This is a genomic window from Noviherbaspirillum sp., assembly GCF_035944575.1.
Classification (GTDB): Bacteria; Pseudomonadota; Gammaproteobacteria; order Burkholderiales; family Burkholderiaceae_D; genus Noviherbaspirillum.
In genome coordinates this window covers 1-21,373 of record NZ_DASZBA010000016.1, presented here as the reverse complement: position 1 = coordinate 21,373, position 21,373 = coordinate 1, and the positions used below count along the sequence as shown (strand labels likewise).

The following is a 21,373-nucleotide window of genomic DNA, read 5'->3' as shown; positions in this document are numbered from 1 at the left end:
CTTTATCCGGCATTCAAGCGCACCCTTGCAGTATCGATCATTGCTGCCGCGCTTTCGGGAACCGCGATCGCTGATGACAGCGCAGATGTCGGACGACTGATGCGTTCAGGGCAGTACACCGAGGCGATGAGCAAAGTTGAGGCTTCCCTTGCCAAAAACCCGCGGGATGCGCAGATGCGGTTCATGAAGGGCGTGATCCTGACCGAGCAGAACAAGTCGGCTGATGCAATCACGGTATTCACCAAGCTGACCGAAGACTTCCCCTCGTTGCCCGAACCCTACAACAATCTCGCCGTGCTGTATGCCGCCAATGGCCAGTATGACAAGGCGCGCGCGGCGCTCGATGCGGCCATCCGTACCAACCCGTCGTATGCGACAGCCTATGAAAATCTCGGCGATGTGCATGCCAAGCTCGCCAGCCAGGCGTACGACAAGGCGTTCCAGCTCGACTCCGCGAACAGCACGGCCAAATCCAAACTGACCCTGGTTCGCACTCTCGTCGCCGGTGGGAATGGCACTGCCAATTCCAATGCCGCCAATGGCACCCCGGCCAATACCGCAAAATCCGCTGCTCCTGCGGCGCCGGCATCCGTCCCGCCGGTCGCAACAACTCAAAAGCCGGCCGCCGAACCGCCGAAGGTCGCGATGGCCACTCCGCAGGCCACGGTGCAGACCAAGCCTGAAATCAAGATAGAGCCGAAACCCAAGGTGGAGCCGGAGAAACCTGCCGCCAAACCTGCTGCCGGCGCCGGTGAAAAGGATGACGTAATGGAAGCGGTGAACGAATGGGCGCGCGCATGGAGCGAACAGGATATGAAAAATTATCTTGGCGCCTACAGCGGCGACTTCCAGACGCCGGGCGGTCAGCCTCGCAAGACCTGGGAGGAAGAGCGCCGCGCCCGTATTGTCGGCAAGAATCGCATCAATGTCCGTATCGAGACGCCCCAAGTGAACGTGAACGGCAACACCGCCACGGTCAAATTTCGCCAAATTTATCAATCCGACCGGCTGACCGCCAATACCCGCAAGACATTGGTACTGACCAGGCAGTCCGGAAAATGGCAGATCAAACAGGAGCAGACTGGTAGCTGATGGTTCGCTTTTGTATATCCAAGCGCCCGGCAGGATCCATCCCCGGGCGCATTATTCTTTCAGGGCTCTGCTGGCTGCTCGCCGGCGCCGGCACTGTCGCGTCATCTGTCGTCCTGGCAAAGCCGCAGGCGGAGCAATCCAGGTCGCAGGCCGAGCAGCTCAAGCCCGATCCGGAAGTCATGCTGATCGAGGTCTACAAGGAACTGTCCGCCAATCGCTTGCGCCAGGCGCAGGCAAAGGCCGATGCGCTTGTGGAGGCCTATCCGAATTTCCGGCTCGGCCATCTTGTGCGTGGCGACCTCCTTCTCATGCATACCCGGCCCGTCACCGCGCTCGGCGCGGTAGCCGGCGCACCCGAAGACAAGCTGAAAAGCCTGCGCGATGAAGCGATGGTGCGGCTGCGGTGGCTGCGTGAACGCCCGAGTCCGGACCTGTTGCCCCGTCCGATATTGCAGATGCGCGACGATCAGAAACATGTGCTGCTGGTCGATGCGAAGCGGTCGCGCTTATATGTCTACGAGAACCGCGGCGGGCGGCCGAAGTACGTCACTGATTACTACATCAGCCAGGGCAAGTTCGGCGTCAACAAGCTGAAGGAGGGGGACCAGAAAACGCCGGTGGGTGTCTATTACATTACCGGCAGGCTGTCGGCTGCACGGCTTCCCGATTTTTACGGTTCGGGCGCCTTGCCGATCAATTATCCCAATGAATGGGATCGGCTCAACGGCCGAAGCGGCTCCGGTATCTGGCTGCATGGTACGCCGTCCGACAGTTTCAGCCGTCCGCCGCTTTCGTCGGACGGTTGCGTCGTGCTCACCAACCCGGATCTGCACAAGCTGTCCGCGTCGGTCGAAATCGGCAAGACACCGGTGGTCATCGCCGAAAGTGTCGAATTCGTCAGCCAGGCGAAGTGGGAAGGTTACCGTAATACGGCTGCCAGGCTGGTGGAAGACTGGCGACGCGATGTGGAGAGCCTGAATCCGAACCGCCTGTTCGCCAATTATTCGCGGCAATTCAAGTCGGACCAGGGTGAAGACATCAACGAATGGTGGGCGAAGCATCAGAAGTTTCCGGTGAACGCAAAAAAGCTGTCGCTGAAACTGCGCGATATGACCTACTTCTTCTACCCGGACCGGGACGACCTGATCGTCAGCACGTTCACCCAGGACGCCTTCGATGGAAAAAGCAGGAGCACCGTGCGTAAGCGGCAATATTGGGCGAAGGAAGGCGCGCACTGGAAAATCGTGTACGAGCTTAACCTTTAAGGGTGCGACAAGGGTTTGTATTTGAACAAAACAAAAAGGCTGCTTCGGCAGCCTTTTTCGTTGCCTGGCGCTCCCACAGGGAACATAAAGCGGCAGCCTCACATTCGGTTACAAAAACCGGCGGCCCGGATGCGTATCAGCGGTTCCCGATGTGATCGACATCAAGTGGTGCATGGCGTTAATTCCTACAATCAGGACATTGAGAATGAGGTAAGTCTGTCAGCAAGGCATGCTCATCCGCAAACGCGCTGACGGAACTTAGTCATGTCGACAACGTCATTTATAAAAAGCCAATTTGGCCGGCATGCCCTTGGCAACAGGCAACACGGTACCTTCCCGTCGAGTAAACGTTGCTGTCATCATTCAGGCCGGCCTTGCAGATTGCGCAAGTTGACGGAACACTTTCAAAGGCAGGCAAGTTTGACTAACCCAACCACCCCGCCGCAACGTCCCGGATCTGATCCCCGATACCAGGACAGGGAAAAAGGGATATCGGGAGCAGGACGGCCGTTTGCGGAACAGCATGCCGCACCGGGGGCGTCTACCCACAGGGAACCCGGTTTCAAGGAGCCGGGCGGGCAGCCGCACGCCCGGGAGGCCGACATGTCGATGTTTTCCCATCCTGCCTATACCTACAACCGGAACGATGTGCATCGGTATGCCGGTTTCGATTATCAAAATGTCCAGCAGCCCAAACATCGATGGTCGCGCGTCATGCTGATGCCGGCGATCTTCGTGGTTGGCGCCTTTGTCGGCCTGAGCACCAACTGGTGGATGAAAAAACCTGCCGGCGAACCGGCGAGCGTCAAGCCACCTGCGGTGATCAGTGCCCCGATGGAAAGGGAAGAAGCAAACCTGCCATCTACTGCGGGCACCCGCAAGGGAATTAGCGCCAGTGAACTACCCTATGACGGTAACCCGCCGCCGATGGGCGGCGATGGCGCGATTGCCGCGGCTTCGCCGTCGGTGACCACCTCGCCGTCGGAGACCGTCACCATGTCGAGCGGTGCATCGTCCGCCACGACGGGCGAAAGTGCCGCAGGGGGCGGAGCCGATGACAGCACGACGAAGCCAGGAACTGCGGAAGCAGAGGAGCGCGCTCCATCCGCGCCGATTGCCGGCGTAACGCCAAAACAAGCCGCCGCGCAGGTTCGGGAAGCGGATCAGAAAGCAGCGGCAATCGAAGCTGACATGCCGCAGAAAGCAGCCGCACCGAAAAGCGCCGCAAGGGAACCCGAGGTGGCACTGGCTCGCGAGGCTGACCGTAAGCTGCCGGCTATCGACGACGATACGCCGCAAAAAGCAGCCGCGACCAAGCGTGCCGCCAAGGATCCCGAAATCGAGCGCATCCGCCGCCAGGCAGCGCTGGACCGGGCTGACGCAATACAGGCTGAAAAGAACCGGGAAATCGAACGGATCCGACAACAGGCTGCCGAAGAGCTAAAAAAAAAGAATGAAAATCAGCGGGCGGCAGATGAGGCGCGCGCCAGAGCACCGAGTCGGCCAAGTACGACATCAGCTTCGGAGAAGCGCCAGCCTCCTGTTGCCGGTGCAAGCAAGCGGGCACTTCTCGCACAATGCGAGCGCCGCTCGAACTTCATCCTGAGAGAACACTGCAAATGGGAAATATGTGACGGCAGCTGGGGCAAAAACGGCTGTCCGTCATATGAAAAACAGGCGAGTGTTTTCTGATATCGCGGAGCGGCAGCCAGCCGTCACGACCAAGTCTTGGTTAAAAGAAATTTTTCCATAAATCCGCGCTCAAACCGTTCGATTCCATGGACGATGTAATAAAACCACATCCGGGTGCGACTTAAGCAAGCCTTCCAGCGGTAATTCCTTTCGGCAAGCTTTTTGCTTTTCTTATTCGCTACAATCTCGACACTGCCGCACTGTCCAGGCGCAGTTTTCGAGACGCTGTTGTAAAAAAATAAAGTCTTAAGACTGTTTCCGATTTTATTGCAGCCGGGTTACATTATCCGTCTCCTTTCCGCCAGACAATCACTGCTGCGGTTTGGGATACAGGTAGTGCGCATTGTTGAGTTCTTTATTCGCAGCCTTCTGGAATATGCCGATGATCAATATCACCGTTGTCTCGTATAACAATGAAGCCGTGGCTCACCCAACATCCCTGACTTTCGGTCCTGAAGGGAAAACGATGGGACGAGGCAAGGATAACCATCTGGTGCTGGAAGATCCGAAAAACCTGGTGTCCAGGGTTCATGCGCGCGTCAAAAGTGACGGATTCCGTCACAGCATCGTCAACATGAGTCAGCACAATCCAATACTTGTCAATAATTGTGAAATCGAGCCGGACCGCGAATACGATTTACATGCCGGTGACGAGATCCGTATCGGTCTCTACGTGCTCCGCGCGGAGGCGCAGCGGCACGCAGGGCCTTCGCTGGCGGTTTCCAACGGCATGCCGGTGAACGACATCGACGAGCCAGCCCTTGCGATGGAGGCTTCCCCGGTCATTGGTCACGAAGCCAAAGCCGCACTGGAAGCGATCCGCAATGCCAGCATTGCCGGCAGCGTCCCCGTGAGCCATGCGCGCAGCGCGGTTCCGGACGCACCTGAGGCGGCGCCTGTCAGCGAAAGCAACCAGGCCCTGCTCGATGCCTTCCTTAAGGGAGCCGGCATTCCTTCCGTAACGATCGCACAGGGCTTGACGCCCGAATTGATGGAAACGCTGGGCAAGCTGCTGGCAATTTCCATCAAGGGCACGATGGACCTGAATGCGCAGCGCGCGTTCGTCAAGCGCGAAGTCAATGCCGACGTCACGATGGTCGTGGTGAGGAACAATAATCCTCTCAAGTTCCTGTCCGACAGCGAGACTGTCCTTACCCAGATGTTCCGGAAGAAGATGCCCGGTTTCATGAGCCCGGCTGAAGCCCTGCAGGACATCTATGACGACCTGCGCGCCCACCAGGCGGGGATCATGGCCGGCATGCGCGCCGCCATCAACAATGCCTTGAAGCGTTACGATCCGGAAGCGCTCGAGCAGGCCGTCGCGAACAGATCGGTGATCGATGCGCTGATGCCGACACGGCGCAAGGCAAAGCTGTGGGACACCTTCATCAAGTCATTCAAAAAACTGCATGTGAAAACCCAGGAGGATTTTCATGCGATCTTCGGCAAGCCTTTCCTGAAGGCGTACGAGGAGGAAGTGGAGCGCCACGACAACCAGGGAAAACATGTCTGAGGCGATCGTGGCGACATCCGGAGCATCTGTTAGGCAGCTACGGAGTGTCATGGTGTTAACTGTGCAGGACGCGGCAGTTCTCCAATTGGTCCATCATGCTGAACGCTAAAGCCGACACCGATACCCTGGAAGCAAAAGGGAGGACTGGAACCTGTCTTCCCGTCGGCTCGCGGGTCGCCGATTTTGAAATAGCCGGGGTGATAGGCGAGGGCGGCTTCGGTGTCGTATATCTCGCCTTCGACCATTCGCTGCAACGTACGGTGGCCATCAAGGAATACATGCCGGCCGCGTTTGCCTTGCGCGGTGCGGATTATGGTGTCGTGCCTCGATCGGCGCGCGACGGCGAGACATTCACGACGGGCCTGAAAAGCTTCATCAATGAAGCGCGTCTTCTCGCCCAGTTCGATCATCCGGCGCTCATCAAGGTGTACCGGTTCTGGGAACAGAACGGTACCGCCTACATGGCGATGCGTTATTACGAAGGACAGACCCTGAAGAATGTGGTCCTGGAAAATCCCGCCCGGGTGACGCAGGACTGGCTGAAAAGTCTGCTCAAGCCGATGCTCGAGGCGTTGGATGCACTGTATCGGGTCAATATCCTGCATCGTGACATCTCGCCGGACAACATCATGATCCAGGCGAGTGGCGAAGCGGTATTGCTGGACTTCGGCGCGGCCCGCCAGATCATCGGAGACATGTCGCGTTCGCTCACCGTCATCCTGAAGCCCGGCTACGCACCGATCGAGCAATACGCTGACGATATGAGCATGAGCCAGGGGCCGTGGACAGATATCTATTCACTGTCGGCTGTGGTGTATCTGGCCATCGTTAAAAAGCCGCCGCCGACGTCGGTCGCACGCATGATCAAGGATCCGATCGAACGTCTCCAGGACGGAGACTATCCCGGATTCGACAAATCCTTTCTGGCGGCGATCGACAAGGGGCTTGCAGTCAGGCCGGAAGACCGGCCGCAGTCAATCGAGGCGTTCCGCCGAATGCTGGACCTGGAGCTCGTGCTTCCGATGCCGGTCGAGCCGCTAAGAAGCGCCAGTCCAGCAAAGAATGCGCAATCGCTAAAAGCCGAACGTTCTGCAACAAGCCGGACGGCCCGAAAGGCTTTCAAGCCCGTCCATGCAGCGCTAGCCGCAGGTGTGATCGGCCTTGTTGGAATCGGTGCTTATTTCGGGTTACGCGCCGCTCCCGGGTCGCCGGACGTCTCCGCCAGTGCAAACCACGCCCCGGCACCGATGCCGGTTGCTACGCCTGAAGTGAGCGCCCCGATACAGCCGCCGGAACAAATCATGGATGAGGAAACGGTGGCATGGGAGCTTCTGCAAAACAGTAACGACGCAAAAGCCGGCGATGTCACGGGCTTTATAGAAAAATATCCATCAGGAAAATTCGCTGCGCAGGCACGCGCCCGTCTTGCAGCGTTGACCAGGCAGGAAGAGGATGCAAAGGCTGCCAAAGCGTCGGAATCGGTCGCGGCAGCCGAGCCAAAGCCCGAAAAGCCGACAGGCACAGTCCGGATCAACATCAAGCCATGGGGTAACGTCTTTGTGAACGGCGCGGCCAAAGGCGCAAGTCCTCCGTTGAAGACCTTGACCCTCCCGGAGGGACAGCATCAGATCAAGGTGGTCAATCCTTACTATCCGCCCTGGATTATCAACGTTGATGTACGGAAGAAATCCACGTCGAACGTCGAGCATGATTTCTACCGCGTTGAATGAATCGGATAGATTCCATTCGCTGCATGCACGAGCCTGTGAATCGTTTATTCCGTAAAACATGATCTGCCAAGCGGATGATTGCGGATGCGGTTACCAGTATGCCGGAAAGGGCGTTTTCCCATGAAGGTTTTGAGGCGCAATTGACACGGTTCCGGATGGCCACGCCTGCTACAGCAGGAGTTCAGTCACCGCACAAAAAATCCCCCTGCGTTTTCTGACCGGATGTTTAGCCACGCCCTTATGTTGTACTTCGGGACCGTTTCATTCCGATCACCAAAGTTTTGTCGATATTGATAATTGGAAGATTTGATGGGTAGCATGGGAGAGCTTCCGCCAGCGCCACCTCCATGGCCAGTGGCGGCATGAATACCATGCCGCATAACGGGACAGTGATCACGCTGTGGGCATGCGTGGCCTCACACCGGCAATCTCATCGAGACATTTTCATGGTATCCATGCTAATGGCATAGTGGGGTATTTGTCGAAAACGCTGCTAACTATCTCTTCGAAATTTATTGGGGTGGCGATGTATGTCCCGCAAAATCGGTATGGCCATGTGTCATGGACGACTTGGCGTGAGATTCGCTGGCATAGGACGGCAGGAACGAGACATCGCTGCCTTACGGTTTGCTGATATCGCGGAAATACATCGCTGAAAAAGCCGTTGCCACTTATTCAGATCATGTCGGTATAAACGATGCTGCGTTTGTAAGCTGGGTGGCAAAGTTGGGCCTGCCGCTATTGCAGCGGGACACTGCCACCTACAGTTCCCCGCCCTAGAAGCTGCGTAAAATCGTCCGCCGATACCGGCGCACTAAAAAGATAACCCTGCCCTTCGCTGCAGTGATTTGCATGGAGAAATGCGAGCTGCGCTTGTGTTTCAACGCCTTCTGCAACAACTCTTTGCCCTAAGTTGGTTCCCATACTGATTACGGCATTTACGATGACGCTGTTACCGTCATTCGATGAGATGCTTTGCACAAATGACTGATCAATTTTCAACACGTCAATCGGAAACTGGCTTAGGTAGCTCAAACTGGAATAGCCGGTGCCAAAATCATCAATGGCAAGCTGCACACCGACTTGTTTCAGCTCATGAAGGACGGCGCTGCTTGATTCCACGTTGCGCATGAGTACGCTCTCAGTCAACTCAAGCTGAAGAAATCGCGCATCCAAGCCTGTTTCGGCCAATACATTGCGCAGATTTTCTACAAACCCACGACTTCGAAACTCCAATGCCGAGACGTTGACGGAGATGATCAGAGATTGCATTCCCTGATCACGCCAAGCCTTGGCCTGCCGGCAGGCCTGGAGAAGGACGGTCTTTCCGATAGCGACGATCAGGCCCGAGTCTTCGGCGATGGGGATAAAAGACTCGGGTAACACCATGCCCTTATCAGGGTGGATCCAGCGAACGAGCGCTTCCGCACCAGTAACCATCCCTGACACCAGGTTGACCTTCGGCTGGTAATACACCAAAAGTTCGTTCTTCGCAATTGCGCGACGCAGTTCCACCTCAATGGCCTGGCGCTCCACTGCTAAGGCATTCATTGGGCTGTTAAAGAACTGGTAATTATTTTTACCCTTTTTCTTCGCGTGATACATCGCCGCATCTGCGTTCTTAATTAACGTATCAGCGTCATCGCCGTCAGCCGGAAACGTACTGATTCCGATACTCGTCGTGATGTGCAGCTCAGTAGCAGCAAGGTAGTGAGGTGCAGCAAGTGCATGAAGGATTTTTTCAGCGGTGATGGTTGAGTGTTCTGCCAGTACATCTTCCAGTACAAGGATGACGAACTCGTCGCCACCCAATCGGCTCACCGTGTCGGAATGCCGCACCTGGGATACCAGCCGGCGTGCGACGGATTCAAGCAACTTGTCGCCCATTGCGTGTCCGAGCGAGTCATTAATGTGCTTGAAATTGTCGAGGTCCAGGAACAGAACCGCAAGCTGGGTGGCATGCCGCTTTGCGTAGGAAATCGCCTGCGTCAGGCGGTCATTCAAAAGTAGTCGGTTCGGTAGGTTGGTAAGGTAATCATGTTGCGCCAGGTGCGCCATTTTCTGCACCATTGCCTTGGCTTCGGACACGTCGTGGAAGGTAACGACTGAGCCGGTAATGTCGCCGTTGCGGTCGAAGATCGGTGCCACGGAGTCTTCAATTGGCGATTCATATCCATCCCGGCGCACCAATACCGAATTGGCGTGGAGAGCAAGTGTTTTCCCATGAAGGATGACCATTTCCACCGGATTCCTTGCCAGCTGTCGCGATTCGCCGTCAATAAGATGAAAGACTTGGGCAACTGGACGACCCTGCGCCTCGCCGCGTGACCAGCCTGTCATGCGTTCCGCTTCGGCATTCATGTAAGTAACGTTACCCGCGACATCAGTGCTCAGTACGCCGTCCCCAATCGACTCAAGAGTGACGCGCGACCGTTCCCGCTCCACGAAGAGTGCTTCTTCTACTTTCTTACGGTGAATGATGCTGCGAAGCGCCTGTGGCACCAGCGAGCTTTGAAAATGGCCTTTACTGAGGAAGCCTTGGGCACCGCGCTGCACCGCTTCGATAGCGAGGTGTTCATTTGCCTCACTGCAGAGTGTCATGATGGGAATAGTAGGCACAAGCTTGAAGAGGACATCAAAGGTTTCCAGGCCCTGGCTATCTGGCAGAAAGAAATCGATAAGAATAATGTCAATTCTCGGGTGGTCGAGGCGACTTACCAAGCCGGATAAATCACGTACCCACTCAGCAATAAAAGGACCATCTCTTGCAGATGCGAGTGTCTCTTTGAGCAACTTTGCGTCTGCAAAGTCATCGGTAACGATAAGAACCGTATTGGCGGTCATGATGTCCTTTCTAAAATAGAACATTTCGCCATGGGTATCCGGTCCGCCAGAAAAGCTCGGGCGCCAGGGCCAAGATACCGATAATAGCGGACCTGGACGGCAAGCATATTTCATTTGCAGAGACTCTCGATAAGAGTATGGTGTGATCGACACGCGAATGCGCCTATGATTGTTCTGATGCTTAACGAAGCACCATAACGGAAGCGCGATAAGTTGAACAACTGAAAAAATCTTTCCGCGCCTGCTCCTAAGGGATGTTAAAGACTGCTTGCGATCATAGCGGTCAGCCGGGAAGGGCGGCAGTCGGTACGGCAGAAAAATGAGAGGCGTTGCGTAAAGAAGTATTCTCCCGGAGGTGCATCGCCTTCACTGAAAGCGTGTCATTCCGCCGATGCCGTCGTTCTATGGACGACCGCCAACATGCAACTGCTCCCAACTAGTTAGTCGACCGCATTGATCGCCAGCCAGCGGACTGCCAGCTCGATATGGAAGGAGTCGGCATCGTCCTGCTTTGCGAACGTGCAATGTGTTCATCCATCTAACGTCTGCAGCACGCTTCGATTTCCTTCCACTCAACAAGGAGAATTCCATGAAAACAATTTTTGAGGCGCTGGCAGCGATATTGTTGGCGTTGACCGCTGCTGCGGCATCTGCACAGTCCGCTGCGCCAAATGATGCGCAGATCGTTGCTATTCTCCTTGCCGTCAACAACGTTGACATCGGCGCAGGAGAACTTGCCAAATCAAAATCCACAAACGTCGATGTGAAAGAGTTTGCGCAATTGATGATTACGGATCATAGCGCAGTCAATAAGCAGGCGACGGCATTAGCCAAGAAAGTGAAAATCAAGCCGGAGGAAAGCAAGGCCAGCAAGAGTTTCAAGGAAAACGGCGCGACGACACTTTCAAAGCTGAAAGGATTGAAGGGAAAAGAATTCGACATTGCCTACATCGATAACGAACTGAACTACCATCAGACGGTGTTGGATACGTTGGACAAAATCTTGATCCCGAACGTGAAGAATGCCGAGCTACAACATGCGCTTATGACGGCTCGTCCGGCATTTGAAACACATCTCCGGCATGCGAAGAATATGCAGGCGTCGCTGAAGTGAGAAAGGCGGCAGTGCCCTGTGCCAGGTCGAATATCGTTTCTAGTTTCTTTCTCGCCCGGTGCACTGTGCACAGCTGGCTTGTGTACCATGCACGGCACGTTGTCGGCGCGCATCGGCTTTGATGACGCTGGCATCGGTGGCGAAGCTTTCGCCACCTACGAATTCTTCGCCGATACATCGGCGCAGCATCGACTCGAACAACTCTCGGAAACATCGCCGTCGCGCAGGCGGCCATGCCCAGTCCTGGAGAAGGTGGAATGGTCTGGCACTCGGTCATGAATGCCAAGGTGGCAGAACCAGCGGTACGCCAGGTTCAGATGCACTTCCTCACACAATCGGCGTTCGGAGCGGATGCCGTAACAGTAGCCAATGATGAGCATACGAATGATGAGCTCCGGATCCACCGACGGGCGGCCAATATGGCTGTAGAACGGCTTGAGGTGCTCACGAAATTCGGCCAGATCCAGATAGCAATCGATCGCCCTCAGAAGATGGTCGTGCGGGACGCACTCTTCCAGGTTGATGACCTCGGTACGTTCCCTCGGAACAAGTTTCCGCCCCATCATGATCGCCTCCACCAAGGCATGCCGTTCAGTCAAATTACGGTACATCCAGCAAAGGTCAATGGGACTATTTCAACAGAATCGGTCGGGTCCTGCGCTCCGAATCCATGAGATCTATGTCTGGAATATGGCGTAGAGCCGCCGGTGCCATCAACTGCGTATAAGGCGCAAGGCGGCCAATAGCGGCGCTTTAGGCCGCCTTGAACCTGAAGCCGAGGCGGCTGCGCGTTCCGCACACCAGTCGGACTTGAACAGGCATGCAATTCCGGCGGCATCAGAAAACTTTCCGTCCCATAATGATTCAAACGGGCAAGGAGTACATGCAGAACCAATCGATTCAGGCGAGTGTCAATAAGGCACTGGTCGGACGCACCGACCCATTTATTGGAACAGCATGAACAATAATCTCGAACCCCTCCTGCAATCGATCGACCAGGCCGCCGTGGCGGATGCGCTTGCGTCCGCCTTGACGGCTGTCGTTTCCGACGCTTCCGCACCCGATTCGGCCCTTGCGGGTCTGCGCAAGGCAAGAGATGAATCGGTCCCGCTTGAGAAAAGAGCTGCCGTCGCTGCACTGCAGGCGTATGGTGCAGAATGCGCCGCTGATGTACTGACCGCGGGGCTGGAGCAGGATGCGAGCGACCGTGCCGCGCGGCTGCGTGAAGGGCTAGAGGCGGACTCGGGAAGTGATGCTCTTTCACTGCTGCGAACGAGCGCCGATGCGGGTTCCGCGTTCAAGTCCAGACTGTCCCTGCGGATTGCGTCGAGATGCGCAGAGATGGTCGCTGCCGAAATCGAGCGCGACAAGCAAGGTCAATTCACCATCCTCGATGAGCAAGACGCAGAAGTATTCAAGTCGCGGCGCGAAGCGCATCGCAAAATGCGCACCGAGGCGGCGCGCGACTTTCTCGCGTCACTGCCGAGCCGATATCCTTCTTTTGGCGCAGTCCTCTTTGTCGACATTAGGCGGCATGTGGAGCAAGAGGTTGCGGAGCAACACAAGCGGCCAGATATCCATCAGGCCGTGGCTTCATTGTTCGATGCCGCAAAGAACTCCATGCCGGAGGCGATGCGCGACGCAGTGGAGCGCGCGGGGCAATCCAAGCAATCGGGGCAGTAAGCGCTGGCGCGCCTGTGGGCTACGACCGCCGCATACGCCATCGCATTCATCGGTTGTGATGACTGGACATGACCAGTCATGCCAATTCCGGCAGCTGTATAACCTCTATCTACGGCAAGCATCACTCCGTTGATATGCGCAGCATTTGCAGAGAAGAGAAATACGATCGCATGCGCGACTTCGTTTGGTCGGTCGCTAGGTGTCGGCAGCGATGGGCAGCTATCGGCCGATTCTGTTGAAATAGTCGGCGAGCAACGTAGTTAGGTATCTAATCGTTGATCCGATGAGAAGGCGGGATTGCAGCTTGAAGGTGCTAGGTTGGTTCCTAGGTGCTTTCAACCAGCCGGTTTGGTTGGCTGGAGCGCACCTAAACAAAGCAGTTTCGCCAAGCGCCTCAAATTCTGAGCAGTGGCTGCCAATAAGAATTCATCATGCGCGCCAGTTGGACCTCGCAATCGTAATCGGTCCAGCTTGATGATGCGCTTCAGATGGGCAAACAGCATCTCTACTTTCTTGCGTTCGCAGCGTGACTGCTGATATTGCGGGGTGCCCATCAGGCGGCGGACCAAGTCCCGTGCATCCTCATGGATGCTGCGCGCTATCTTGCGAAATGGCGTGTTAGGACAGCATTGGACCTTGAGGCTGCATGTCTGGCAGTCAGCTTGGCTGGCACGGTAGATGATGGTGTCGGCCTTAGTGACTGCAGAAGTCAAATTGGCAAAGACACGACGGCGACCATGCAATAACCGTTTGCCGGGACAGTGATACACATTAGCTTCCTGATCCCAGAAAAAATCGCTTCTACCGAAGGTGTCATCCGTGCGCTCGCTCTTGTCCCAGACCGGTACATGCGGCTCAATTCCTTTATCCTTGACTAGCCAACCCAGCATCGTGGCCGATCCATATGCCATGTCACCAATGAGCCGCTGCGGCGTCATCTGGAATTGGCGACCCACTCTGTCGATCATGGTGCGGGTAGCCTGCACTTCGCAGGTACGGTTTGAAGAGGAAGGTTCGACATCAACGATGACTCCAGCCTTCACATCAACCAGATAATTGGTGGAATAAGCAAAGAATGCCGGGCCAGCGGTTGCCGTCCATGAGGCGCAGGGATCGGTAAGTGATATCGATTTGGGCAGGCCGGTATCGGTATTGGTGGCATCGAGTGCGGCGAGATATTCCCTGACTGGTCGGGTCCATTGTTCTGGGTTGCCCCAATCAGGGGACTGGGTGCCACGTACTGCGCGCTGGCGTCGTGCATCGGCTTTGATGACGCTTGCATCCGTGGCAAAGCCTTCTCCACCTACCATGCCTTCGAGAATACACCGGCGCAGTACCGACTCGAACAAGTCCCTGAACGCATCACTGTCCCGGAAACGTCCATGTCGCGTCTTGGAGAAGGTAGAGTGGTCGGGCACACGGTCATGGATGCCAAGATGACAGAACCAGCGGTAAGCCAGGTTCAGGTGCACCTCCTCGCATAGTCTGCGCTCAGAACGGATGCCGTAGCAGTAGCCAATGATGAGCATGCGGATGATGAGCTCTGGGTCTACTGACGGGCGGCCGATATGGCTGTAGAACGGCTTGAGGTGCTCGCGAAACTCGGCCAGATCAAGATAGCGATCGATCCCCCTCAGAAGATGGTCCTGCGGGACGAACTCTTCCAGGTTGATGATCTCGGTACGTTCCCTAGGAACAAGTTTCCGCCCCATCATGATCGCCTCCGCTAAGGCATGCCGTTTAGTCACCTTACGGCACGTCTAGCAAAGGTCAAGGCGACTATTTCAACAGAATCGGCCAGGAGCAGGCACTCACAACGATTCGCAGGTTGCAACGTCGCATTCAATCGTCGCCATGTCCACCGCTCCGGATTCCATTCTGACCAGTGACAGGCATGCTCAGGCACTCATGCCCGCCGCGCCGTTCGCCCTCGCGTCGCTAGCCATAACTGACTTTCATGCTTGGATGCAGCATCAGTACATGCTGTACGAGCGCTGGACTGATGCCACGGCGCCGACACTTATGCCTCACGGTCACGTCAATCCGGAGAAGTATCATCGGTCGGCCTGAATGTGCATTACTGCCGCCAACTGCGGGCGAGCATAGTGTAGCTGCGCCAATGAATTCCGAATTCTGAAACGCCGCTGATGCAGAAGGGCAGGGGCCGGCTCTGCGCACCATGCTTATGGCATGAACGACCGTAAAGACAACTGCATGCCTAAAACCAACACCCCCACAAAGAAAATTTTCCGGAATACTTCGGTTCGAATGCGCAAACGAATCCACTGTCCCAAAAGCATTCCGACGAGAGCGGGAATTAGCGCATAAAACGACATGAGCACGACAGCCGGCTTGAAGGTACCTTCAAAGGTCAAACTTGCCGCCAGTGCGAAAGTTGAGATCGTGAATGCCAGACCAAGCGCCTGCACCAGATCGTCCTTGTCGAGTCCGAGCCCCTGCAGGTATGGCACCGCCGGCATCACGAACACGCCGGTCGCGGACGTTACCAGTCCTGTCGCGGCGCCGACCACAGGCGACAACCACGTCTCCAGGCTTGCTGGAACAGCCACTCGCACTTTGGCAAGCCCAAAGACTGCGTATAGCACCAGCGCCATACCGAGCGCAGTGGTGGCATAGCCGGTGACGTCACGCGGCAGCACCGCACTGCCCACCAAGGTCCCTGTACAGATACCAATCATCATTGGCCACAGACGCCGGAGCAACGGCCGAAAGCTGGGGCCAGCCATCAACTGCCAAACATTCGTCGCGGCCGAAGGCACAATCAACAGGCTTGCTGCTGCTGCCGGCGCCATGACTAGTCCAAGCAAACCTACCGCGACGGTCGGAAGCCCGAGGCCGACGACGCCCTTCACCAGGCCTGCCACCAGGAACGTAGCCGTGATGAAGAACAGGAGCGGCAAGGAATCGGCATTGATGAAATGGGTAAGCGTTTCCATGCGTTGATTTTGTCTCGCAGGCCGACATTTGAAAATGTGGAATAAACTTAGCCAGCCTTCGGCCGGGCCGTAGGCTCACAGAGAACTTGGGAAGGGGATTTCGTGTTGCGCTTTGACCTGACAGATATGCAGCTATTCTTGCACGTAGTGGAAGCAGGCAGCATTACCGGCGGCGCCGAGCGCGCGCATCTTGCGCTCGCGTCCGCGAGTGCACGCATCCGGAGCATGGAAGAGCTGCTTGGAATGCCGCTGCTGGTGCGTGGTCGGCGTGGAGTACATCCCACTCCGATCGGGCAGTCGCTGGTGCATCACGCACGTCTCATCCTGCAGCAGATGGAAAGGATGCGCGGCGAACTGGCCGAGTACACCCAAGGAATGAAAGGACATATCCGTCTGCTTGCCAACACTGCGGCCATCAGCGAATTTCTTCCGGAGGCACTCGCTAAATTCATGTCCCAGCATCCGAATGTCGATATCGATCTGGAGGAGCGGCTGAGTTACGACATTGTCAAAGCTATTACTGCGGGCGTGGCTGACGTCGGCATTGTGGCAGACTCCGTCGACCTCTTCGGGCTTGAGACGTTTGAATTTCGTACGGACAGGCTGGTGGTCGTAACCTCTGTCCGTACCGGGGAAGCGGATACATTCGGATCAGGGCATGGTATTGCCTTCCGCAAATTGCTCGATTCCGATTTCGTCGGATTGGCGGGAGATAGCGCGCTCCATCGATATCTGGCGCTCCATGCTGCGCGCGCTGGAAAACCGCTTAAGGTACGCGTGCGTCTTCGCAGCTTTGATGCCATATGTCGAATGGTAGAAAACGGTGTCGGCGTCAGTATCATTCCAGAGGCTGCGGCCAGGAGATGCCAACGCACGATGGCTATTCGCTACAGCAGCTTAACCGACCCGTGGTCCTTGCGAAATCTTACAATTTGCGCCCGTCGCATCGATGAATTACCAAGTTACACAAGAAAGCTTATCGAAGATATTCGAGCGAAATAGAGGTCGGCTTTACCATCTCACCGTGATATTGACCTCTGCTTCGAAGCAGATCCGAAAAAAAAGCACATATTTCCGGCCTTCCCAGATTTTTGGGATGACGAAAGCCATGAAAGCGTGTATGCCGTCTTGATTGCCAGATGCATGAGCACTCTATTCGCAGAGCGTCGTGTCTCTTGCGGATCGATTGGCGGATCTGCTCCAGGCTTATATATTGTTTTGTTCCGAGCGGTCGGAGTTTGGACGATAGCGTGCGATTGCACATCTTGTTGCAAGGTCGATGCGACGAACCTCCGGTTGGGTTCCCGACTTATGCTTGGTAGGATATAAAGAAAGACAATGCTCTCCGAAAAGACAAGTACCTTCCTTTTTTAGCATTTGCCGCAGTCTCACGCGGGCGTTCACTATATATTCCGACTCTCTTCAAGCGCCATGAGCAAGCCGATATTTATTATTGTCATAGGGCAGCTGTTCGGCGTGTCGCTGTGGTTCAGTGCAAATAGCGCGGCAGATGACTTAACCAGGTTGTGGGGGCTGACTCCCGCCGATATCGGGTGGCTCACCAATGCGGTACAGGCTGGTTTTATCGTCGGTACATTGTCGTTCGCGTTCAGCGGCCTTGCCGACCGCTATTCCGCAAGCCGGATATTTGCTCTGTGCAGTGTGCTGGGGGCGATATTCAACGGGATGTTCGCATTGTTCAGCACAGGTCTTGAGTCGGCATTGTGGTTCCGTTTCGGAGTGGGGCTGTCGCTGGCGGGCATTTATCCCATCGGGATGAAGCTGATTCTTACCTGGAATCCACAGGCGGCCGGCCGCAATCTTGGAATGCTGCTGGGCATGATGACATTGGGGACAGCCTTGCCGTATGCAGTACGGATGGCAGGAGCCGCATTCCCGTGGCAATTCGTCATCTTGATTTCCTCCATTCTCGCATTGGCCGGTGCACTGATGGTCGCTTTGCTCGGTGAGGGCCCCCATCTGAAACGGCAATCTCAAAATGCACCGGGCATCAACGCTAATGTCATGAAAGCGTTTCATGTACCCGAGTTTCGTGCATCTGCACTCGGCTATTTCGGCCACATGTGGGAGTTATACGCATTCTGGACCGTGGTGCCGCTATTGCTGGCCTCGTTCATCGCAGATGGTACTTCCCAATCGACACGGGAAATATCCGGATGGGCATTCGCCGTGATTGGCGCCGGCGCGATCGGTTGCATCGCCGGCGGACTACTTAGCCAGCGCATCGGCAGTGCGCGCGTTGCATGGTGGGCGCTTTTCACATCCGGGCTAATGTGCCTGCTGTACCCATTGATGCAGGATCTGCCCGCTTACTGGAAACTTGGACTGCTTCTGATATGGGGTATTGCGGTGGTGGCGGACTCGCCGCAGTTTTCAGCCATGTCCGCCAAAGCGTGTCCTCCGGATCTGATCGGCAGCGCGTTGGCGATACAAAATAGTCTGGGATTTCTGTTGACGATGTTATCGATATTTATTGCCACGATGGCCTTTCCGTACCTTGAAAGCAAGGTGGCATGGCTGCTGCTGCCTGGCCCGGTGATCGGTTTAATCAGTATGCGCCGGCTCTTCAAGCCAACGGCGCCGAAGGGTCAATGATGATCCTGCGCAAATGCAAGCGAAGATGCGATAGACGTCAGCAGGGCGGTAGACCCGGAAAAGCAGATCATCAATCTTTATATCCGGCCCAGCCCTTGAAGGTGAATCCAGCATGGAACTGCTCGATGTTTTGAAACCCGGCATCAGAAAGAATTGCCATGTCATCATCGGGCAAAAGGATCTGGAGTCGCTCTTTCATGGCCTGGATACTAGCGCTGCCTGCGCCTCTGGCATTTCGGCGAAAGCCGCATAACGCGCGATCCGCTTGTCCTGCTCGCCCCTGGTAGGTATTTCCATTTACCGTCTTCACGGTGACGTTGTCCCGCGCGCCGGTGACTGCGACGGCCGTCGTGTCTTCCCAGGCGAGGGATGAGTATGCTTCCAGCTGTGTACGCGCTGCGCGCGATCTCGCCGGGGTCCCGTCCGTCCTGTGCAGGAAAGCCATGCGAGTGAATTGCGAAGCGGTTGCGCCGTTGTCCGGCATCGATCACAAGCACGGCTTTACGCACCCAGATGAGCTGAAGGGCAGCAGCCATCCGGGCACAGCTTCCCCCAATTACGATCACGTCATATTGCATCGTCTAATTCCTCGCTAGAAGTCGTGCTGCTTTGCGTCGCGCGAAATCGGAGGCCAGTTCGGCAAGCGTGATGCTTTGGAAGCGATGGAGCAACAAGGCTTCGGCTTCGGCAAAAGCGCTGTCAAGTGCGGCATTTACCGACTGTTCAACCGGGCACTGCGGGTTCTCATTGCGACTTCCGACGGCGAAGATGGCTGGTTCGCCGAGCGCCTCGTGTAGCTGGCATAAGGTGATTTTCTTCAGGTCGACGGCAATGCGCCAGCCGCCGGCATGACCGCGGTCTGACGTAACCAGTCCTGCCTCGCGCAACAATCCCATGGTGGGCCGCACGCACTAGGCCGCTGGAGTGCCCAGGCTTTGGCGGCAAATTAATCGATTGGACGCTATGTCATTCTGGTCAAAGCCTGCTGAGCGCCTGGTAAATGACATTTCTGAGCCACTGGTGCGACCGCTTTTCCTCCTGGTGCTCATGCCAGAACATGCGCACCTCAAAGTGAGGCAGTTCGATGGGCACCTCCAGCGCGCGCAATGAGCCGCTCAGTGCAAAGTAGCGGCCGACGCGGGACGGCATCGTCACCAGTAAGTCCTTGTTGATCGTCATCAGGTTCGGGACGATGGTGAAATGCGGCACCTGCAGGATTACCTTGCGGCTGACGCCCTGCTGGCGAAGAATATCTTCCACAAGCCGGTGCCCCGAAAACGGTGACGACACCACGATATGCCGGCCCGACAAAAAGTCCTCCAGGCTCAGGCTTTCGCCGATTGCCGCGTTGCCCGCACCCACAAGGCACACATAGTGTTCGGAAAACAGCTTGCGGTTCTTCACCACGCCGACCAGGCCGGGCAGGTTGCCGACCGCAGCATCCACTTTTCCCGCCGCCAGCCATCCAGCCACTTCATCGATCGCCACTTGCACCACTTCCAGTTCCACGTTCGGCGCTTCGCGCTGCATGTGCTCCATTATCGGCGGCAGGAAGGTCATTTCGCCGATGTCGCTCATTGCGATGCGAAAGCGCTGCGATGATTGCTGCGGGTCGAACCCGGTCGTCGGTTCGATGGCACTTTCGATGCTGGCCATCGCGGCGCTGAATTTCCGATAGGTCATCTCGCCGCAGGCGGTCGGCACCAGGCCCTGCGGTCCGCGCATGAACAGCGGGTCGTGCAGGGCATCGCGTAACTTCCCTAATGCATAACTGACGCTGGGCTGGGTAAGAAACAGGCGCTCGGCCGCGACGGTCACGCTGCGGGTTTCATAAATGGTGACGAAAACGCGGACAAGATTGAGATCGATGCGGGAGCGGGTGGCTGGCATGACGGGGCAATATAGATGATGTCTATATATCTTAGTCGTATTATCGATTTGATTGTACGAATGGCGCTTCCTATACTTCACGAATATCTACAAAGCAGACCGAGCGGTCGGATCTGTTGCCCTACCGAATTAATTGGCAGGAGACAAGTGTGGAACGCTCCTTTAGCGAAGAAGTAAAGCGTCTTGCCCTGGGCAAAGGGGAAACCTTCCATGGCGAAGGCATTCTCGCCGTCACCAAGGCGCTGCTGCAGTCAGGCGTCAGCTATATCGGCGGTTACCAGGGCGCCCCGGTATCCCACCTGATCGACGTGCTTGGCGACGCGAGAGAGATCCTCGACGACCTCGGCGTCTATTTCGAGAACAATGCGTCCGAAGCCGGCGCCGCTGCCATGCTCGGCGCGTCGATTCACTACCCGCTACGCGGGGCCGTCACCTGGAAATCCACCGTTGGCACCAATGTGGCTTCCGATGCATTGTCCAATCTGGCGTCAGCCGGCGTGATCGGCGGTTCCCTCGTTATCCTCGGCGAGGACTATGGCGAAGGCTCCAGCATCATCCAGGAGCGCACCCATGCATTCGCGATGAAATCGCAAATGTGGCTGCTCGATCCGCGCCCGAACCTGACTTCCATCGTCGATGCCGTCGAAAAGGGTTTCGAACTTTCCGAGGCCAGCAACACGCCGGTGATGCTGCAGCTGCGCATCCGCGCCTGCCATGTGCACGGAACCTTCGAGTGCAAGGACAACCGTGCGCCGGCGTTCTCGACCCGGCAACTGCTGGACGCTCCGGTGTTCGACTACAGCAAGGTCTGCCTGCCGCCGTCCACCTACCAGCATGAGAAGCAGAAAATCGAAGCGCGCTGGCCGGCGGCGCTGGACTTCATCCGCCGCAACCGCCTCAACGAAACCTTCGGCAACGACCGTGCCAATGGCGTCGGCATCGTTGTCCAGGGCGGACTTTACAACGGCCTGATCCGC

15 protein-coding genes and 2 pseudogenes are annotated in these 21,373 nt (G+C 56.3%); 10 read left to right on the top strand and 7 right to left on the bottom strand.

What is annotated here, in order from left to right; translation table 11 throughout:
- The 5 genes from VGU61_RS00985 to VGU61_RS00965 all read left to right on the top strand — a co-directional run.
- Positions 1-1,092 (top strand): tetratricopeptide repeat protein (locus VGU61_RS00985; RefSeq protein ID WP_326857228.1); only part of this gene is annotated, 1,092 nt, incomplete at its 5' end.
- The gene (locus tag VGU61_RS00980; protein ID WP_326857227.1) at positions 1,092-2,357 is read left to right on the top strand and encodes a L,D-transpeptidase family protein; all 1,266 of its coding nucleotides are present in this window, start codon (positions 1,092-1,094) and stop codon (positions 2,355-2,357) included. The genes VGU61_RS00985 and VGU61_RS00980, both read left to right, overlap by 1 nt.
- A 603-nt stretch (positions 2,358-2,960) precedes the next feature.
- On the top strand, positions 2,961-4,049 hold the full coding sequence (locus tag VGU61_RS00975) for a hypothetical protein (RefSeq protein WP_326857226.1): 1,089 nt from the start codon (positions 2,961-2,963) through the stop codon (positions 4,047-4,049).
- A 382-nt stretch (positions 4,050-4,431) separates the two neighbouring features.
- Positions 4,432-5,562 (top strand): type VI secretion system-associated FHA domain protein TagH, encoded by a 1,131-nt coding sequence (tagH, locus tag VGU61_RS00970; protein WP_326857224.1) that lies wholly within the window; start codon positions 4,432-4,434, stop codon positions 5,560-5,562.
- Between the two features lie 95 nt (positions 5,563-5,657).
- Positions 5,658-7,292, top strand: coding sequence for a protein kinase domain-containing protein (locus VGU61_RS00965; RefSeq protein WP_326857223.1), 1,635 nt, complete (start codon positions 5,658-5,660; stop codon positions 7,290-7,292).
- Positions 7,293-8,030: 738 nt separating this feature from the next.
- On the opposite strand, the gene VGU61_RS00960 is transcribed toward VGU61_RS00965, so the two are convergent.
- A complete protein-coding gene (locus tag VGU61_RS00960) occupies positions 8,031-10,136 on the bottom strand; it encodes a putative bifunctional diguanylate cyclase/phosphodiesterase (RefSeq protein ID WP_326857222.1) in 2,106 nt (701 codons plus the stop codon).
- A gap of 589 nt (positions 10,137-10,725) precedes the next feature.
- On the opposite strand from VGU61_RS00960, the gene VGU61_RS00955 reads away from it, so the two are divergent.
- Positions 10,726-11,250, top strand: a complete 525-nt coding sequence (locus VGU61_RS00955; RefSeq protein WP_326857221.1) for a DUF4142 domain-containing protein — start codon at positions 10,726-10,728, stop codon at positions 11,248-11,250.
- A 78-nt stretch (positions 11,251-11,328) separates the two neighbouring features.
- Here VGU61_RS00955 and VGU61_RS00950 read toward each other — a convergent pair.
- A pseudogene (locus VGU61_RS00950) lies at positions 11,329-11,816 on the bottom strand (transposase); the annotation flags it as partial.
- Between the two features lie 391 nt (positions 11,817-12,207).
- Between VGU61_RS00950 and VGU61_RS00945 the strand changes: the two are divergent.
- Entirely contained in the window at positions 12,208-12,933 is a 726-nt protein-coding gene (locus VGU61_RS00945; RefSeq protein WP_326857220.1) for a hypothetical protein, read from the top strand.
- Positions 12,934-13,268: 335 nt separating this feature from the next.
- Here VGU61_RS00945 and VGU61_RS00940 read toward each other — a convergent pair whose 3' ends face one another.
- Together VGU61_RS00940 and VGU61_RS00935 are read right to left on the bottom strand one after the other, a co-directional pair.
- Entirely contained in the window at positions 13,269-14,648 is a 1,380-nt protein-coding gene (locus VGU61_RS00940) for an IS1182 family transposase (protein ID WP_326857219.1), read from the bottom strand.
- Positions 14,649-15,116: 468 nt separating this feature from the next.
- A complete protein-coding gene (locus VGU61_RS00935) occupies positions 15,117-15,890 on the bottom strand; it encodes a sulfite exporter TauE/SafE family protein (protein ID WP_326857218.1) in 774 nt (257 codons plus the stop codon).
- Between the two features lie 105 nt (positions 15,891-15,995).
- Here VGU61_RS00935 and VGU61_RS00930 point away from each other — a divergent pair, with 105 nt between their 5' ends.
- Both VGU61_RS00930 and VGU61_RS00925 read left to right on the top strand, forming a co-directional pair.
- Positions 15,996-16,892: a LysR substrate-binding domain-containing protein gene (locus tag VGU61_RS00930; protein ID WP_326857229.1), complete on the top strand. Its 897-nt coding sequence runs from the start codon at positions 15,996-15,998 to the stop codon at positions 16,890-16,892.
- 429 nt (positions 16,893-17,321) lie between these two features.
- The gene (locus VGU61_RS00925) at positions 17,322-18,506 is read left to right on the top strand and encodes an MFS transporter (RefSeq protein ID WP_326857217.1); all 1,185 of its coding nucleotides are present in this window, start codon (positions 17,322-17,324) and stop codon (positions 18,504-18,506) included.
- A 70-nt stretch (positions 18,507-18,576) separates the two neighbouring features.
- Here VGU61_RS00925 and VGU61_RS00920 read toward each other — a convergent pair whose 3' ends face one another.
- The 3 genes from VGU61_RS00920 to VGU61_RS00905 form a co-directional block, all read right to left on the bottom strand.
- Positions 18,577-18,990, bottom strand: coding sequence for a hypothetical protein (locus VGU61_RS00920; protein ID WP_326857230.1), 414 nt, complete (start codon positions 18,988-18,990; stop codon positions 18,577-18,579).
- Between the two features lie 97 nt (positions 18,991-19,087).
- The gene (locus VGU61_RS00910; RefSeq protein WP_326857216.1) at positions 19,088-19,414 is read right to left on the bottom strand and encodes an RrF2 family transcriptional regulator; all 327 of its coding nucleotides are present in this window, start codon (positions 19,412-19,414) and stop codon (positions 19,088-19,090) included.
- A 67-nt stretch (positions 19,415-19,481) separates the two neighbouring features.
- Complete coding sequence (locus VGU61_RS00905; RefSeq protein WP_326857215.1) at positions 19,482-20,396, bottom strand: LysR family transcriptional regulator; 915 nt, start codon at positions 20,394-20,396, stop codon at positions 19,482-19,484.
- Between the two features lie 149 nt (positions 20,397-20,545).
- On the opposite strand from VGU61_RS00905, the pseudogene VGU61_RS00900 reads away from it, so the two are divergent.
- Positions 20,546-21,373: pseudogene (locus tag VGU61_RS00900) on the top strand (indolepyruvate ferredoxin oxidoreductase); the annotation flags it as partial.